1 protein-coding gene (only partly in view) is annotated in these 19,380 nt (G+C 70.0%); it reads left to right on the forward strand.

Annotated features, from left to right (window positions below; all coding sequences use genetic code 11):
• A protein-coding gene (locus D3654_RS19035) for a Calx-beta domain-containing protein (protein ID WP_162943802.1) crosses the window boundary here: on the forward strand, positions 1–19,380 show its 5' portion. Its footprint extends 9,741 nt past the window's final position; the window shows 19,380 of its 29,121 coding nt (coding positions 1–19,380); the start codon lies at positions 1–3; its stop codon lies off the right edge, out of view.

Genomic DNA, 19,380 nt, shown 5'->3' on the forward strand with positions numbered 1-19,380 from the left:
ATGACTTGGACTGTGCTGGGGTCGGCCCTGCGGCGGATTGTGTCCGCTGCAGTGGCGCTTTGCATGGTGGTTGCCTTCAACCTTCCCTCGGCCATACCGGCCGTGGCCGCTCCTGCGGCTGGCCCTTCACGCGCCCCGGGACTCCAAGGATTCGTGCTGTTCGAGGGCGAACACCAGGACGCCGCGTACACCGCGGGCGCCCAGTCCGGCGCCACAATCTCGGCCGCGGACCTCGCCGCAGTGCAGGGTTCCGCGGCGGCCCAGTGGCCTGGCTGGAACGTCAGCGGGGCCACGGTCTTCCTGCAGGACCTGCCCGGCGACGCACTCGCCATCACCTCCGGGAACAGCATCGCGGTTGACCCGACGGCGGCCGGCTGGGGCTGGTCCGCCAGCACGGGTGCGCCGGCCCCCGGAACAATGGACCTGCTGACCGTCCTCGCGCACGAGTACGGCCACATCGCCGGATTCGCCGACGTCGAGGGCGGGGCCGATCTGATGACCCGCACCCTCAGCCCGGGGGAGCGGCGCTTCAACAGCCCCGAGCGGATGTACCCGGCCGCCGTCGAACCCGCACGGGCCGCTGAACCCGCACCAGCCGCTGAACCCGCGACCGCCGTCGAGCCCGCAGCGGAGCCGGCGCCCGCAACGGAACCCCCGGCAGAACCGGCTCCCGCAGCGGAGACCGAAACGGAAACCGCGACGGGCAGCGAAGCGACGGTCACCGAAGCAGCTCCGGCCGCCGAAGACGGTGCACCCACCGGACCCACCCCCGCACCGGCTTCCGCGGCCGGAGCCTCCGTGACGGCAGAGTCCCTTTCGGGGCCGGAAGCGCCTTCGGAACAGGCTCCGGCCTCGGATCCAGTAAGCGAGCCTGTAAGCGAACCCGCGCCTGAGCCAGCACCCACCACCTGGGTCCTGGCCATGGCCGGCACCTCGGCCGCCCTGGTCTTCAACGCGGACGGCACGGCCACCTTTGGCGGTGAGACCCGCAGCTTGGCCGGCATCGACGCAATCAGCGTCACCGGCACCGCGGGCGACGACACCTTCACCGTTGACCGGGGAACGAACAACCCGGCCATCACCGTGACCTTCGACGGCGCGGCCGGTTTCGACACCCTGGTCACGGCGGGCATCACCGCGAGCAGCCGCTCCGTCGCCGCCGACCCGCACTCGGGCACCCTGTGGCTGGACGCCACGGTGATCAACTACCTGAACATCGAGCCCATCGCCTCGGGCGACGCCAGCAACGCTGTCTACGAACTGACCGGCGGCGACGACGTCGCCACCCTCACCCTCAACGGCGGCGGCCTGCTGGAGCTCAGCGGCGCCACCTTCGAGACCGTGGCATTCGCCGCCCCCAGCACCTCGCTGACCATCAAGGGCGGGGCGGGCAAGGACAAGATCACCATCTCCGGCACCATCGCCCTGGTGGCGGCCTGGCTGCTGATCCAGATGGAACTCATCGAGGTGGCCGACGACGCCAGCATCACCACCACCGGCGACGTCACCCTCGAGGCGGCCGACTCGGTGACGGGCGGACCGGTCCTTGGCTGCCTCGTGGCCCTGGCGACGCACTGCACCGACGTCGCGGTCACCATCAACGGCGGCAACATCAGCGCCAACAACCTCAACCTCACCGCAACATCCAGCATCGTCCCGGACGCGAGCCACTTCGCCGCCTACGCCATCAACGTCGATTCCAAGGCCGCGGTCAACGTCACCGGCAACGCGCATCTGGCAGCAACCGGCGCCGTGGTGATGTCGGCCAGTTCCACGGTTGGCCCGGTGACGCTGAACAAGGATTACGGCGACCTCGCCATCATCTCCTCCGACGCCGGAGTGAGCGTAGGCGGAAGCGCCGTGGTCACCGCCGGCTCGAACGTCACCATGACGTCCACGTCAACGGTCGACGCCGGAGCCACCCCGGGCTCGGCCGGCAAGGACGAGGGCGAAGCCGATTCCTCCGGCACTAGCACCTTCGACGCCGCCGTCGCCATCTTGACCGTGACGGCCAAGACCATCACCAAGGTGGCCGGCACCGCGCACCTCGAGGTGGTCGGGGACCTCGCCCTCGCCGCCATCAACCACGCGTCGCTCACGGCCACCGGCGACGCGAGCGACGCCAACTCCGGTGCCGGCATCGCCGTCGCGAACCTGAACCAGACCACCATGGCCTTCATCGCCTCCACCAGCGCCACCCCGACCACGGCCGCCACGCTCGACATCACGGCCGACTCGGAAGGCGCCAACACTTCCTCGACGAAGGCCGGGGTCGACGGCTCGACGCAGAACGACAAGGACCCCAACTCGGCAGACCGCGGCAACGGCCAGGCCAACACCGCGGACGGCAACATCGGCATCGCCGGCGCACTCTCCGTGAACGTCCTGCACAGCCACACCGCCGCATTCATCTCCGGCTCCCGGGTCACCACCACCGGAGTGCAGCGGATCCACGCCGGCTCCAGCAACGGCGCCACGGCCACCGCGGACGGCAGCACCACCTCCGGCAGCGGACTGGGCGTCGGCGTCGCGGTCGGCATCAACGTGGTCACCCTGCTCACCGAGGCCTACCTGGCCGGCGGCGCCATCCTGAACGCGGGCGGCGTGGTCCTCGAAGCCTTCGGCCCCGCCACCGGCAAGAACACCTTCTCCGCGGACGCCACCTCCGGCGCTGGCGGGGACGCCACCGTGGGCGTGGCCGGCTCCCTGGCCCTGAACATCATCACCGCCACCACCCTGGCCAACGTCCGCGGCGCCGGCGCCAACCTCAACGGCTCGGACCTCACCCAGACGGCCAAGGCAAGCCACGAAAACAAGGCCAAGGCCAAGGCAAAGCAGAACGGCGGCGGCTCGGTGGGCATCGGAGCCTCCGTCGCGATCAACATCATCAACAACGTCGTGGCGGCCGGGCTGGCCGTGAACGGCATCCTCACCGCCGCCAAGAAGCTGGCGATGAACGCCACCACCACGGACGCCACCACCACGGAGGCGAGCGGCGGCGCGGCCGGCGGCAGCGCGGCAGTCCTCACCGGCGTCGTCGGCATCACCATCTCGAACGTCTCCACCAGCGCGTCCGTCAGGCGGGGCAGCGCCCTCACCACCACCGGCAACATCACCGGCAAGGCAGACCAGACCGCCACCGTGGACACCAAGGCCCTCGGCGCCACCACCGCCGGCGCCGGCGCCACCCTCGGTGCCGCGATCTCCTTCGCCCTCACCTCGGCCGAACACGTGGTGGATTCCTCGATCAACCGGAACACCACCTCCGGCGGCCTGATCAGCATGGAAGCGGACGGCACCTCCACCACCGCCACCACCGCAACGGCCAGCGCGGCCGGTGCCGAGGGCGGCCAGAGCGCGGGCGGCAAGGACTCCTCCAACAAGGACAGCAAGCAGAAGTCGGACGCCCAGCTCGGCTTCGCCGACTCCAAGTCCACCTCCACCAACGCCAACGGCACCAGCACCCCGGCCGCCAAGAATGAGGACGGGACCACCGTGACGGTCGCCGCCGCGATCGCGCTGAACCTGGTGACCTCGACGACGACGGCGCTCGCCGCCGCTGCGGCCGGCCAGCCTGCCATCGTGGTCACCGCAGTTGGAGCCGTCACGTTCAAGGCGCTGAACAACACCGACGCCAAGGCCGTGGCCGACGGTTCGGCAAGCAACGGCAGCTCGGTGACCATCGGCGCGGGCCTGGCCATCAACAAGGTGATCCTGCGGACCGAGGCAAGCATCGGCGTCGGTACGGCGGTCACGGCGGGCGGGCTCAACCTGACGGCCGGCATGCGGCCGCTGGGCTCGGACACGGTGCATGCCTTCGAGGCGGACGCCAAGGCCGGGGCTTCGGGAAGCAGCGGCAACCTGGGCATCGCCGGCGCCTTCGCACTGAACATCGTCGACCAGGACACCCTCGCCACCGTCCACGCCGACCCGACCCCGGCCCCACAGGCACCGGCCGCTCCGGGTGTGGCGATCGTGGGCGGCGGCGCCGTGGCGATGAGCGCCAACTCGAACTCCACCTCCAACGCCAAGGCCAAGGCCAGCCAGTCCGGCAGCGGAACCGTGGGCATCGGCGCCGCCTTCGCACTGAACCTCATCAACGACACGGTGTACTCGGGAATCGACCAGGTGGGGGACCCGACACGCGGGCCCCCGCTGACCGGAGCCGGAAACGTCACCATCGCAGGAACCACCGCGCACACCCTGACCACGACAGCCGAAAGCGGATCAGCGGGCGGAACAGTCAGCATCACCCCGGCAATCGCGATCACCATCGCCAACATTCTCAGCAGCGCCTCGCTCGGCGCCAGCGCCACGGCCCTCACCGCCAGCGGCGCCGTGGACGCCCAGGCCACCCAGACCGTCAAGGCCACCACCACCGCCAAGGGCGACACCAAGGTGGGCAGCACCGCCGGCATCGGTGTCTCCCTCGCACTGGCCATCATCGACAACGACGTCGATTCAGGCAGTGCCCGCAGCATCACGGCCGGCGGCGCCGTCAGCTTCAAGGCCACCGGAACCTCGGACACCAAGACCACCGCCGAAGCCTCCGCGAAGGGCGCCTCGCCCAGCGAAGGCAGCAGCGGCGGCGGCAAGGATGTCAACAAGAAGGCCGACGACAACCTCGGCCAGGCCAAGAGCACCCAGTCCGCCGAAACCGGAAAGACCTCCAGCACCAGTTCCACCCCGAAAGCCGCCAGCAACGAGGACGGCGGAAGCTCCGTCTCGATCGCCGGCGCCATCGCCATCAACGTCGTGCAGACCACCTCGCGGGCCTGGTTCGCCAACGGGATCACCATCAGCTCCGGCGGGATCGTCACCCTCAAGAGCCTGGCCAACACCGACGCCCTCGCCCACGCCAAGGGCGACAGCGCCGCGGACGCCAGCGTGGGCATCGGCGCCGGCGTCGCTGTGAACAAGGTGGACATCGTCAACCGCGCCGTCACGGGCACCGCCACCATCACCGGCACCGGCCTGGTCCTCACGGCCGACCTGACCGGCGGCGACACCAATGACGTGGTGCGGCGCTGGACCGGCAGCGAATGGAAGACCGTGGAAAGCGGCGCCGAACTTCCCGGTCCGTCCAAGGACGACCTCGCCTACGTCAAGACCAACGGCGGCACCGGCGGCAACGACGGCATCTACAAGTTCAACGGCAGCGACTGGACCCTGGACCAGGACGTCACCATCACCAGCGCTGCCGCCTTCCCCGGTTCACCCTCCAGCGGCGACTACTTCCTGCTCACCACCGCCCACGACGGCCACCCGCGCAACAGCGTCTACAAGTACGACGGCAGCGAGTGGGACTTCGTCACTGCAGACACCTACGGGCAGAAGGAAGAACTGCCCAAGAACGACATCGAAGAGAACGACTGGTTCCAGCTCACCGCCCAGGACGGCGCCAACGCCCCCGGCTTCTACAAGCGCAACGGCTCCCAGCAGTGGGTGGCCCAGTCCGTGACATTGACGGACGGCGACCACTTCCCGGCCAGCCCCGCCACGGACCAGCTCTTCCGGCTCTGGGAGCACGAGGTCTCCGCCACTGCACGTGCCGGCGCCAGCAAGGCTTCGAGCGTCGGAGTCGCCGGAGCCCTGGCCCTGAACATCGTCACCAACACCACCGAAGCCGTGCTGCAGGCAGGTGCCTCGGCAACGCTCGGCGGCTCCGCCGTCGTAATCTCCGCGCTCAGCAACGAATACGACTACGCCAAGGCCAGCGGCAAGGCCGAGGTGGGCAGCGCCACCGGCGTCGGCGCCTCCGTCGCCCTGCAGGTCCTGGTGCCCTCCACCGTCAGGGCGGAAGCCGAAAACGGCGCGGGCCTTAGCGGCGGATCCTCGGTGACCGTGGACGCCTTCGGCTTCCGCGACATGGTCACCACGGCCGAAGGCGGAACGGCCGGCGGCACCGCGGTCACCCCGGTGGTGGCCCTGCTCATCAGCAAGGACGACCACGTGACCGCCCGCCTCGGCACCGGCTCGGAGCTCACCACGTCCGGCGCCGTCAAGGTCACCGCCACCCACCTCAACCGGATCTTCACCGAAGGCAACGCCGAAGCGGCCGGCAAGGACACCGCCGTCGGGATCGACATCTCCATCAACGTGGCGGTCGGCTGGCAGACGACGGCGGAAATCGCCCGGAACGTCACCGGCGCCTCCGTGGACGTGGTGGCCTCCAGCGAAATCAAGAGCGAAGCCAAGGCCGTGGCCAGCGCCAAGGGCAGCAGCGAAAGCGACCCCAAGAGCGGCGACCAGAACGCCAACAGCCAGGTCAACGGCGACAACCCGAACACCAAGGACCAGGGCACCGGAACCCTGCCCAGCTCCAGCGGCGGCACCAACGGCAGCAACGGCGCCACCAACGCCAACGGCAAGGCCAGCAGCGAATCCGGCAGCGGGGGCGGCGGAACCGGGGTGGCCGGGGCCATCGCCGTGAACTGGGTGGTGATGGTCAACATCGCACGGATCACCGCCAGCCGCACCGTCACCGCCACGGCCGGCGCCGTCACCGTCCGCGCCCTCAGCCACGTGGACGCCAACGCCCGGGCAATGGGCTCGGCCATCGACCTGCAGAACGACACCGGCGTGGGCGCCGCGATCGGCCTGAACGTCCAGGACCTCACAAGCATCGCCACCGTCGGCGCCGGCGCGGTCATCAGCGGCAGCACCGGGATCACCGTGGAGGCAATCACTCCGGCCGGCCAGCGCAACGACTTCATCGTCTGGGGGATCGCCGCCGGCGGCGGTAAGAACAGCGCCGGCGTGGCCGCCTCCGCGGGTGTGCAGATCCTCCTCATCACCACGACGGCGTCTGTCGGCAAGGGCGCGCAGCTGGACTCCGCGGCGGGAGGCGTGACGGTCCGGGCCACCGAAGCCATGGGCCTGCAGTTGATCGCGCTCTCCGGAGGCTTCTCCACGGGCAGCGGCACGGCAGTGGGCGGCGCCGTGGCGGTCAACTACCTCGAGGTGACCACCTGGGCCTTCATCGACTCCGGCACCGCGGCCGGGCAGGTTACCTCGGTGGATGCCGCCGGCACCCTGACCATCAGCGCGAAGACCACCCTCGTGCCGCTCGAATCCGAAACCCCGCTGCAAGGCAAAGTCACCCTGCCCTCCGTCACCAGCGTCGCAGTCGGTGCCGGCGCCAGCAACAGCGGCGCCGCCGTGAGCGGCTCCTTCATCATCGACATCATGTCCTTCGACACCCAGGCCTCCCTCGGCACCGGTGCCCGCGTGAACCAGGAAGGCGCAGTGGGCGGCGCCGGCCAGTCCGTGTCCGTCACCGCAGAGGACAGCCTGGAGATCGTGAACGTGGCCGGCGCCCTGTCCTTCAGCGCCAGCTCGGCCGCCGTGGGCCTGACCGTGATCGTGGACGTCATCAACTCCAACGTCCGGGCCAGGATCGGCGCCGGCTCCGCGGTCCGGGCCGGCGGCAGCGTCACGGTCGAGGCCAAGGGCGGCGAGGACTGGTTCGAACTCTCCGTGGCCGGTGGCGTGAGCGGAAGCAGTGCGGCCGTCACGGGCGCCGTGCTGGTGTTCGTGTTCAACCAGGGCGGCAGCAGCCCGGCAGTCGTCGCCTCCATCGAAGCCGGCGCCGAGGTCCACGCCCTCGGAACCGTCAAGGTCCTGGCGAGCCGGACCGCCAGCGGGCCGTTCTCCGCAGGCAACCTGGCAATCGGCGGCGGCTCGGCCGGCGTCGGTGCCTCCGCCGTCGTGATCGTCCGCAGCAGTGTGGTGGAAGCGTACGTCGGCGCCGGCGCGGACATCGAAGCCGGCGGCGCCGGCCTCACAGTGAGCGCCATCCAGTCCGGCGATTTCAAGTTCCTGGCCGTAGGCGGTGCGGGCGGCAACTCCGCCGGCGTGGCCGGCTCCGTGGTGGTCAACGTCAGCAGCGATACCACCAAGGCCCACCTCGACGCCGGAGCCTCCTCCGCCGGAACGCACACCATGGTGCTGGCCAAGGACACGACGACGGTCCTTGCGCTCGCGGGCGTGCTCACCGTGGGCGGCTCGGCGGGCGTGGGCGCAGGCGTGGACGTCGAGGTCATCACCAAGGACACCCAGGCCTGGCTCGCCAAGGACACCTCCGTCACCGGCAGCGGCAACCTCACCGTGGACGCCCAGTCCGCGGAGAAGATCACCTCGATCTCCGTGGGCGGCAGCTTCGCAGGCTCCGCCGCCGTCAACGTCAACGCCGCCGTGTCCGTCCTGTCCATCACCACCAAGGCCTTCATCGCCGACGGCACCTCCACCTCGGACGCCGCCGTCGTCGCCATGGACGGCAGCGTCCGGGTCAACGCCGACGAATCCCTCACCCTGAACGTGATCGGCGGCAACATCGCCGTGGGCGGCAGCGCCGGCGTCGGCGCCGCGGTGTCCGTGCCGGTCACCACCAAGGAAACCCACGCCTGGATCGGCAACTACGCCCGGGTCTCCGCCAAAGGCGCCGGCGCCGTCACGGTGGCCACCGGCAGCTACAGCGTCACCACCAAGGACATGCGCTTCGCCCCGGCGGACGTCAACACCGGCAGCAACACCATCACCCTGGCCGGCCACGCCTTCCAGAACGGCCGGCAGGTCCAGTACGACCGCGGCTGCGACACCGGCGGCTGCGGCATCACCGGCCTGACCCACCGCGGCATCTACTACATCGTCAACGCCACGGCCAACACCTTCCAGGTCTCCGCCACGCAGGGCGGCGCGGCCGTGGACCTGCTGAGCCAGGGAACCACCGAAAACCAGCGCTTCTTCGCCACCGACGAAGCCAACGTCCAGGAAGACAACACCCTCCGCTTCAACCCGCAGACGGCGGTGTCCGGCAACCAGATCACCACCACCCCGTACTCCGTCAATGCCGCCAACGACGACGCCGTGGTCTACAGTTCCGGCGGCGGCGCGGTGATCGGCGGGCTCGTGGACGGCGGCACCTACTTCTACAAGAGCCTGGGCGGGAACACCTTCCAGCTGTTGAACAAGAAGAGCACCGACGGCGGTACCCCGGTTGCCCTGTCCCTCAGCGGCACCACGGGCAAGGCGCACAGCATCACCAAGTCCGGCACTGCCCCTGGCGGCGACGCCAGCGCCATGGGACCACGCGTCATCCAGGCCGGCAGCACCCCGGACTTCGGCGGCGTCGCCGTCACCGCCAACAACTCCGACAACATCGGCGCCTTCGGCGTGGCGGTGGGCATCGGCGGCACGGCCGGCGTCTCCCTCGCCGGCGCCGTGGCCGTGAACACCATCCGCACCTCCGCGCACATCGGCGCGAACGCCCGCATCAACTGCGGCGTCACGTGCGCTTCCAACGTTGCCGGTGCCAACACCGGGCAGTCCGTCCAGGTCTCCGCGGCCAACCAGTACTACCAGCTGGGCATCGCCGCCGCGGTGGGCATCGGCGGCAGCGCCGGCGTGGCCGTTCCCGTCGATGTCCGGGTGGTCAGCATCGACACGTACGCCTACATCGGCACCGGCAGCACCGTGAACGCCCGCAACAACATCGCCGTCACCGCCAACGCCAAGGATGCCGTGGTCTCCGTGGCAGCCGGCGCCGGCGGCGGAACGGTCGGCGTCGCGGGTACCGTCGCCGTCACCGTCCTGAAGCTGAACACCTTCGCCTGCACCGGCACCCCCACGGGAACCCTCGCCTTCGAATGCCTCGGCACCGGGGCCACCCTAAAGGCCGACAACAACGTGCTTGTGTCCGCCAAGGATGACACCCGATTGCTCCTGCTCACCCTCGCCGCAGCCGGCGGTTACGTGGGCGTGGGTGCCGCCGTCGGCGTCGCCGTCCTGGACAAGAAGGTGCAGGCGTACCTGGGCGCCGGCGGCGCGGTGGACGCGCTGGCCCTCGGCAGCGGAATCGGCGGGGTGTCCAACGGCGCCGGGCTCAGCGGTTCCGGGATCGCCGCGGACTTCGGCCGCCAGTCCTTCTCGGGCGTGATCGTGCGGGCCGATTCGGTGGAGGACGTCTTCGGGCTGGTGGCCGCGGTGGGCGGCGGCTTCGTGGGCGTGGCAGGCGGTGTGTCCGTGGCCCTCCTGACGGTGCTGGTGAAGGCCTTCATCGGGGGCAACAGCACGGTCAACGCCCAGCCCGGGGCCAGCCCGGCCCAGGGTGTCAACGTCTCGGCGACCGACAGGTTCAAGTCGCTGACAATCGCCGGCGGCATCGCTGGCGGTTTCGTAGGTGTTTCCGGCGGTGTGGATGTCGGCGTGGCCAACAATTCTGTTCAGGCCATTCTGGGCGCCGGCGCCACCATCCACGCCGCCGGAAACGTGCAGGTCTACGCGGTGTCGGCCAAGGATGTGAGCACTTTCGCCGTCAGCGTCTCGGGCGGGTTCGTCGGCGTCGCGGCGGCCGTGTCGGTCTGGACCGTGGGCACCGCCGCCACCGGCGGATACCACGCGGCCCCCGGCGGCGACTACCGCGGCAACTGGAACTCCGGCACCAGTTACCGGCGCGGCGACGTCGTCACCGACACCGGCGACGGCAAGCGCTACTCCGCCAAGGAAGACGGCGTGCTGGGCGGCGCCTCGCCGAGGAACAACCCCGCCAAGTGGCTGGGCGAGTCCAGCGCCTTCGGCCGCGGCGACTGGTCCGCCGCCGAGTACTACAACAAGGGCGACGAAGTCCGCGACACCGTGGACGGCAAGTACTACACCGCAACCGCCGACGGCGTACACAGCGCCACCCGCCCGGGCCTGGACTCCGGCAACTGGGACGAGGGCGGCTCGCTCAACAGCATCCAGCAGGGCGGCACGGCTGCCCAGGGCGGCAGCGGCGGCTACAAGGACAACACCCTCACCGGTACCACGGCCGGCGCGGCCACCGCATGGACCAGCGCCCAGGCCTGGGACGAAGGCGCACTTGCCAGCTACAACGGCCAGACCTGGTCGGCCACCGAGGACATCGCCAGCGGCGTGGCCCTCGCACCGGGAACCGCCGGCGCCAAGTGGCGGCTCGTCTCCGGCTCGGAGACCAAGACCAACCAGCGCCTCGCCGACCAGCTGGGCGTGGCGTCGGGACGCATCTCCGCGGCGGCCCCGGCCAGCAACATCGGTAATGACGCGCTCGGCACCGTCCCCACGGGCGGGACTACCGCCACCATCAACGCGATCGTCCTGGCCGGCGGCCACGTGCGCGCCTGGGCCAAGGACCAGCTGCGGATCCTCGGCGTCGCCGGCGCCGGCGCGGTGGGGGCAGTCGGCGTCGGCATCTCCGTCCTGGTCCTGAACATCAAGAGCAACACCGACGCCGGCATCGGTTCCACCGCGCAGATCACCGCCGGCTCCGGCGGCAGCGGTGAGGTGTCCGTCCAGGCCGTCATGGACGAGGACTCGGTGGGCTTCGGCTTCTCCGGCGCCGTGGGCGCCGTCGGAATCGCCGGGCAGGTGGTGGTTATCAACGACCGCGGCACCCAGCGGGCCCACATCGACGGCGGTGCGCAGATCCTGCGGGCCGGCGGCGGAGTGCTTGTGGGATCCACCGCCGACCGGCACCTCGAGAACTACTCGATCGGCCTGGCCATCGGGGCGGTCGGCGCGGGCGTGTCCGTGTCCGTCGTCAACGTCTCCGGCGACAACACCGCCGAAACCGGAACGGTGGCCGTCGGCGGCACCGGAACCGTGGCCAGCTTCACGTCCAGCACCGTGGACAACATCAACGCCTACGGGCTGGGCGTCAGCGTCGCCGGCGGGGCCGGGGCCATTGGCGGCGTGGTCACCCTCGTCAGCCTGGCAGGGACGGCCAAGGCCTCGGCCTCGCCGAGCGGCACCGTGGGATCGGGCGGGGTCGCCGCCACCGCCACCGGCACCCGCACCGTTCAGGCCACCACCCTCAACGTCACCGTGGGCGGCGTGGCGATCGGCCTCACCGTGGTCCGCGCCGACTCGGCCCGGCACCTCGAGTCGATCGTGGGCGGCAGCGCCGCCACCAGCGGCGCGGTCGAATCCACGGCCACCGCCAGCAACACCGCAACCGTCCGCTCCCCGGGCGTCTCGATCGGCGGCGTCACCATCGGCATCACCGTCTCTTTCGCAGAACTGTCCGGACACACCCTCGCCAAGGCCACCGGCACCGTCACCGGCGCCTCCTCGATCGACGTCGTGGCCACGGCCGCCAACAAGGCCGACACCGAAACGGTCCTGGTTTCGGGTTCGCTCCTCGGCCTGAGCGGGGCCTGGGCCAGTTCCCGGATCACCTCGGACGCCTGGATCCGGTCGATCGTGGACGGCACGGCCAGCCTGGGCTCCACTGGAACCATCACCGTCAAGGCCCAAACCCAGGGCGACGGCAACTACGCCAAGGGCATCGTGGACTCCACCAGCGGCGGACTCATCGACCTCAAGGCCATGGTGGCCGTGGCCCGCGTATCGAACGAGGTCCGCGCCACCCTGGACGGCGCCGTCACCGCGGCCGGCAAGCTGGACGTCCTGGCGGACGCGCACAACAGCAGCGAGGCACGGGTCAAGACGGCCGCCGTCGCGCTCGTCAGCCTGGCGATCGGTGCGGCGGATTCAAAGATCGACGCCGGAACCCGCGCCACCGGGGCGGGCAGCATCGCCGCCGCCGGGGCCGACCTCACTATCAAGGCCACCAGCGTCAACACCGCCACCGCCTACTCCAACGTCATCACCGGCGGCCTCCTGGGCGGCGTGGCCGTCAGCGCCCCCGTCGCGGACATCTCGGCGCCCACCGGAGCCCAGTGGGACGGCCAGGCCACCGCCGGGCGCAACATGACGGTCGAAGCCGACGCCACCAACACGGCGAACTCCACCGCGAAGGTCCTGGCCACCGGCATCGTGGGCGTCACCGGAGCCTCGGCCCCCGCGGACATCACCACCGCTACCGTCACTTACGCGATCATCGGCGGCGCCGCGAAGATCAGCGGCCTGACCCAGAAGCTCCTTGTCTACGCCCATGCGGTCAACCGGGCCACGGCGGTTGCAGGCGGCAAGGGCATCGGCGCCGTCAGCATCGGCGTCATGTACCCCAACGCCACGGACAAGGCCATCACCAAGGCCGAACTCAACGGCGATGTGGGCACCACCCACGTGGATCCCGCCGTCGGCACCGTGGGCGACGCCGGCGCCCTCACCATTGAGGTCAAGGCGATCGGCGACGACGCCACCAACGCCAGCGTGGACAGCCTGAGCATCGGGCTCGTGGCCGTCTCGGCGTCCTCCGCCGAGGCCCGCACCGAACCGGAAGTCCGCGCCCAGCTGGGCGGCGGCAAGGTCACTGCCACGCAGGGCGTCACCGTCCTGGCCCAGTCCGTGACCGACGCCGACTCCTACGCCTACGCGGCCTCCGGCGGCGTGATCGACATCCAGGCAGGCTTCACCGCCAAGTCCTTCGCCAGCCCCAAGGTCTCCGCGATCGTCACCGGCGGCTTCGTCCAGGCCGGCGGCTTGCTCTCCATCACGGCCCTGCACGGCGCAGCGCAGGCCCCGCTGTCCGACGGCACGGTGGCCGGCATCAACTGCAACGGTGCGGACACCATCTGCTTCACCCTGCCGCACGGCATCGGCACCGGAACGACCGTCACTTACAGTGCCCCCGCCTCCTCGGTGCCGGGCGTCGCCGAAGGCACCGTCCCCAACCCCAACGCGATTCCGGGCCTCGGCGACGGACGCACCTACGGGGTCATCAAGGTGGACAACAATACCCTCCGGCTCGGCGTCGAATTCAACGCCGCCGGCGTAGTGAACGCCCAGACCGGCACCCTGCACTTCGCCGGCGGCCACAACTTCCGCACCGGCGACCGGGTGGTCTACAACTGCAACGGCGGCGGCGCCCTCGGCACCCTGCCGGTGGCCGGGCTCGCCTGCGGCAACTCCTACTACGTCTTCGCCGTGGACGAGTTCGACATCCGGCTCTCCACCACGCCGCTCGGCACCACCGGCAGCAACGTGGTCACCTTCAACCCGAGCACGGCCATGCCGGATGGCTCAACCTTCCAGGTGGCCGACACCACCGGCCTGGACGGCCGCGCCGTGGTCTACCACGCCCCGGCCACCATCGACTTCAAGTCCAGCCTGGTGGACGTCAACACCGACGGCAGCGGCCAGCTCCAGGACAACGACAACAACGGCATCGACCACGACGGCTCCTGGAACACCATCTACGCCCCGTCCCACGGCGCCATCGACAACGCCGAGTACGTCTACACCGTGACCGACGGCCCGGCCATCGGCGGCCTGTTCAACGGCCAGCACGTCTGGATCGTCCTCGAGGACCTGGACGGCCTCGGCAGCATGTTCGCCGCCGGCAACCACATGATCCGGCTCGCCGACTCGGCCTGCCACGCCGGAATCGGACAGTACGACGCCGACCCGGGCGCCGGCGTCGACCTCCATCCCTGCACCGAGGTCATGCAGGTCATCGCCCTGGTGCCGAACACCAGCCCCGCGGGTCTGCGCGCCAACCATTCGCTGCGCCGGGTCGGCTACGAATCCATCGGCCTCGTCGAAGGCAACATTTACTTCATCGACGTCGTCAACGGCACCGACTTCCAGCTGCGCAACGCCGCCGGAACCCTGATGACCGGCCTGGACACCAGCAAGCTCGGCACCCACCGGCTGGTCAACGAAGGCATTGCCGCAGTCAGCGGCGGCACCGGCACCCAGCAGCTCTACATCGACCTGGGCGCCGGCGCCCTGGCCGGCACGCCGCACGTGATGATCGGCGTCGGCGGCCCCGGCGCACTCCTGGCGGACCCTGCCGGCTCCACCAACGGCGTGGCCAGCGCAACGTCCACGGGCATCGGCGGCGGGCTCTTCCGCTTCAGCGACGTCTTCTCCGAGGTCACCTCCAAGCCGTCCCTCACGGTGGATGTGCAGGCCGGCACGCTGCGCGGCAACGCCGTCCTGATTGACGGCACCTCCTACATCAACGTCGCCGTCAGTTCCGTGGGCAAAGGCGGCGGGTTCCTCGGCTTCGGCGCCTCCAATGCCTTCGCTGACGCCGTCAACACCGTGCGGGTCTTGATCGGCAGCACGGCCAACATCTTCGCCTTCACGGACCTGCAGGTCACCGCGGCCGGCATCACCACCGCCAACGGCGAAGCCGTCAACCGCACCGGCGGGCTGATCTCCGGAGCGGACACCGACGTCGACCTTGAACTCGGGTACTCCGTGAAGACCGAGGTGGCCGGCACCCTCTACGCCAACCGTTCCCTGCTGATCGACGCCGCCGCCGGCTTCAACGCCAACGCGCGGGCCTCGTCCGGTTCCGGCGGCCTGGGCACCAACGCGGACGCGAACGACGACGACGGCCAGGGCGTGCAGATCGGTCACGACTACACCGCCGAGGTAGCCACGGGCCTCACCGGGACCGCGAAGCTGCGCGGCGCCCGGGTCCAGGTCTCCGCCGGCGTCGGCACCGCCTTTGGCATCGACTTCGCGGACGGCAGTATCGACGGCCGGGCGCTTGAAGCCCGGGGCGTGGCCCGCTCCGACGCCGACGCTTACGCCCTCGGCGCGGACTCCGACGCCGGCGCCTACGTCAGCGTGACGGACAGCGTCCTCACCAAGTTGGACACCGGCTCCTACATCGAGGGCGAATCCGTGTTCATCCGTTCGGCCCACGAACACCTGAACCTGCAGGCCGACGCGAACGCCAACTGCGGCTGCGGCGGCGGCGACACCGACGCCCGCGCCTACGTCTCCTTCAACGGCAACTCCGCGGTCCAGGGCCTCGACGAATCCGTGATCCGCACGGCCGAACTGCACGTGGCGGCCGTGCAGTACTTCGACCGCCTGTACTACCACGCACACCGTTCCGGCGGCCTCTTCGACTTCGGCAGCGCCGACGGCAACATCCACTACCAGCCCCAACGCGACATCCTGTGGGAATCCACGGTGTACCTGCTGGGCGAACCCAACCCGGTGCTGATCGTGGACGCCAGCGGCACGATCATCGCCAAGACCTACAACGTGACCGTCCGCTCCACCCAGTTCGGCCCGGCCCTGGGCATCGGCGACACCATCTCCGGCGGCACCATCTGGATCGACCCGATCATCTACGACGAACTGCCCGCGGCACTCTTCGAGGCCAACAACGCCGGCGGCGAATGCGACGCCAACTGCAACGGCCTCATCCACGGCAGCCTGGGCATCTTCTACATGCAGGAAACCTGGAACTCGGTGCTGATCCGCAACAGCTCGGACAAGAACATCTTCCTCAAGGGCACCGCCGACCCGCAGAGCGTCTCCATCAACACGCTCAACTCCCACCTGACCAGCACGCCGGAAGCAGTCATCAGCGTCTCCGTGGACAACGGCCCGCACGCGCCTCCCGCCACACAATGGTTCTGGCACGTGCACCACATCTTCCCGGCCACCGGCGTGGTGATCGAAAGCCTCCGCCCGACGGCCACCACCGGCTTCGACCTCACGATCGACGGCGACATCCGCAACCACATCGGCAGCACCCGCCTCACCAACCAGCGCGGCTCCATCCTGCGCGGCAACGACGCCGGCACGGAGACGTTCTACAGCAACACGATCACCCTGGACTCGGAGTCCGGTTCGCTTGGCACCGTCCCGAACCCGCTCATCCTGGTCCTCCTCCAGATCTTCCACACCGGCGAACCCGGCGTCCCCGCGGTCCTCAAGCCCGTGGGCCTGGACGCCGAAGCAGGCCAGGACCTCTACTTGGACCTCACCGTCCTCCGGCGTGATTCCCTCACCGCCAACCCGGCCGCCATCAACCCCGTCATCGGCCCCATCAAGGCCGGGCACGACGCCGTCGTGATCCTGCGTGACAGCGCCGAAGGCATCAACGGCCCCGGCATCGGCGACGTCAACGTGGACATCTACACCCCGGACAACAAGCCGGCACCGTACGGCTCGGGCAGCGTCCTCGAAACGGTCCCAACCACCTGCTACTTCCGGCCCGACGGCGCGTCCTGCACCGGTGGCGCGGACACCCCCGTGGTGGTGGGCGGCGCCGTCGTCGCGGTTGCGTTCGGCTCGGACCTCACCCCCATCAACGCGAACTACACGTTCAGCGACCTCCGCGCCGGCCACAACATCGCCGTCTTCCACCCGTCCGCCGCCACCGCCATGACCATCAAGGCCTTCACCGACGTCGACGCCACGTGGAGCGATGACGAGACAGGCGCCACGCACGGCGTGACCGACGGCTCCGGCAAGACCGACGTGCTCAACAACGGCACCATTTGGGTGATCGAGCAAAGCGGCAAGGGCGACCTGCGGGTAGGCCACATCCACGCCACCGGCCTCTGCACCGGCGCCGCGGCGCTGTGCGCCACCCCGATCCCGGCCGACGTCCGGCTCGACTCGCCGCGCCGGATCCTCGACGCCGAACTGGACAGCGGCGTGCTGGACACCGACGACGACGGCACCCTGGTGGACGCCTACGACCTCGACGTCAGCGGCACCCACAACGGGATCGACGTCACCGGCCGCAACATCACCCTCACCGCCGGCGACAACGGCCTGGGCGAGGCCGGCAGCGTCTCCGGCATTGGCGGCATCGGCCTACCGGACAACTTCCTGGAGATCCAAGTGGACGCCGTGGGCGGCTTCCCGTCCGTGGCCAAGGGCCTGCTCAACGCCCACGACCTTGCGGCCGACGACGACAAGACCCTGGGCATCTACCTCGACCAGGTGGCCGGGGACCTGCGGATCGGGGTCGTGGAAACCGCCGGCGATGGCAGCCTCAGCACCGGCAACGTGTCGCTGCGCAGCCGGGCGGGATCCATCATCGACGGCGCCGCCAACGGCGCCGGGGACGCCACCGCAGACGTGCTCGGCCAGACGATCGACATCGACGCACACGGCGGCTCCATTGGCACCGCTGCCAAGGACCTGGACATCGATTCGCTCCGCGGCTCGCCGTTCGCCTGCACCAATGCCAACTGCGCCAACAACCCCAACGGCACCTCCGACGCCGGCCTCGCCGCCGACGCGGACGACGTCGCCCTGGAAGCCGGCACCGGCATCTACCTCACCGAAACCGACGCCTACCTGCGCCTGGTCCTGGCCCACGCCGTCACCGGCAACATCCGCATCACGGTCCGCGAGACCGCCGAACTCGATGAGGACCTGTACCTGATCCGCGACGGCAGCGCCAACTTCGCCGAGGACAACACCACGGTGCCCGGCAACGACGCCGACCACCTGCGCAGCATCCCCGCCGGCACCGTCTTCGCCGAAACCGGCAGCGTGGAGCTCCGCGTCGGCGACGACGTGACCCTCCACCAGAACAGCCAAATCCTGGCCGACCTTGGCATCGACATCCGCGGCGACTTCGGCAACGCGGACACCGGCGGCACGCTGGCCGTCCCGGATCCCGAGCACGGCAGCAGCATGATCCTGCGCGGCCGCATCATCGCGGACTGCACCGTCACCCCGGGCGACTCCACCGGCGACCCCATGGGCTCCTGCGCACCAAGCACCGCCAACCCCGTGGCCAACCGCCAGGTGCACGTCTGGGGCGGCGCCGACGTCGACCTCATCCAGCTCGGCGACCCCTCCGGACTCGACCTCGCCCAGACCACCAACCCGGTCCTCAACAAGGAACAGCAGGGCGACCCCGGCTACATCTTCCTGGGCTCCAAGACCGCCATCCACGGCAACGCCGCCCCCGCATCGAACACCGCGGACGGCGAAGACCGGATCACCGTCTGGTACCTGCAGTCCATGAACGTGGTCACCAGCCCCACCGGCCTCGCCAATCCTGCCCTGACAGGCACCGGCGCCGGCCACACCCTCACCCTCGACGGACAGGGCGAAAGCGACCACTACGCCGTCTACACCAACGGCAGCCACGGCAACATCCGCAACTACGTCATCAACGTCCTGGACACCGGCGCCCCGAACGCGGGCGTGGACGAGCTCGCCATCCACGGCTACAACAACACCGCAGCCGTCTACAACGGCTACCTGCCCGGCACTACCCGGAACGCCGCCACGGACGACATCTTCCTGCTCCGGGCCCTCAAGTGCATCGACAACGAGAGCCCCTTCGACCTCGGCACGGGCGTCCCAAGCAATTGCCTGAGCCCGACCGAGACGGCGGACCACCCGGCCTTCATTGCCCTGCTGGCCGGCAGCCTCGCGGCGGACGGCGGCATCGGCTCCTACCGCGACCGGACCGCCGGCAACGAACCCAGCGCCCTGGTCCAGCGGATCAACTACGACACCGCCCTCAACGGCCGCATCACGGTCTTCGGCCAAGGCGGCAACGACGCCTTCTACGTGGACGACACCTCCGCCACCATCACCCTGGACGGCGGCGCCGGCAACGACGTGTTCCAGATCGGCCAGATCTTCGGCACCCAGCGCGGCGCCCAGAACGCTCCCGACGGCGGCGCCCTCCTCCCGGCCGACACCTTCCCGGCGCTGGTCCCGACGACC

The organism is Arthrobacter celericrescens, from assembly GCF_003614925.1.
In the GTDB taxonomy this organism is placed as follows: Bacteria; Actinomycetota; Actinomycetes; order Actinomycetales; family Micrococcaceae; genus Arthrobacter; species Arthrobacter celericrescens.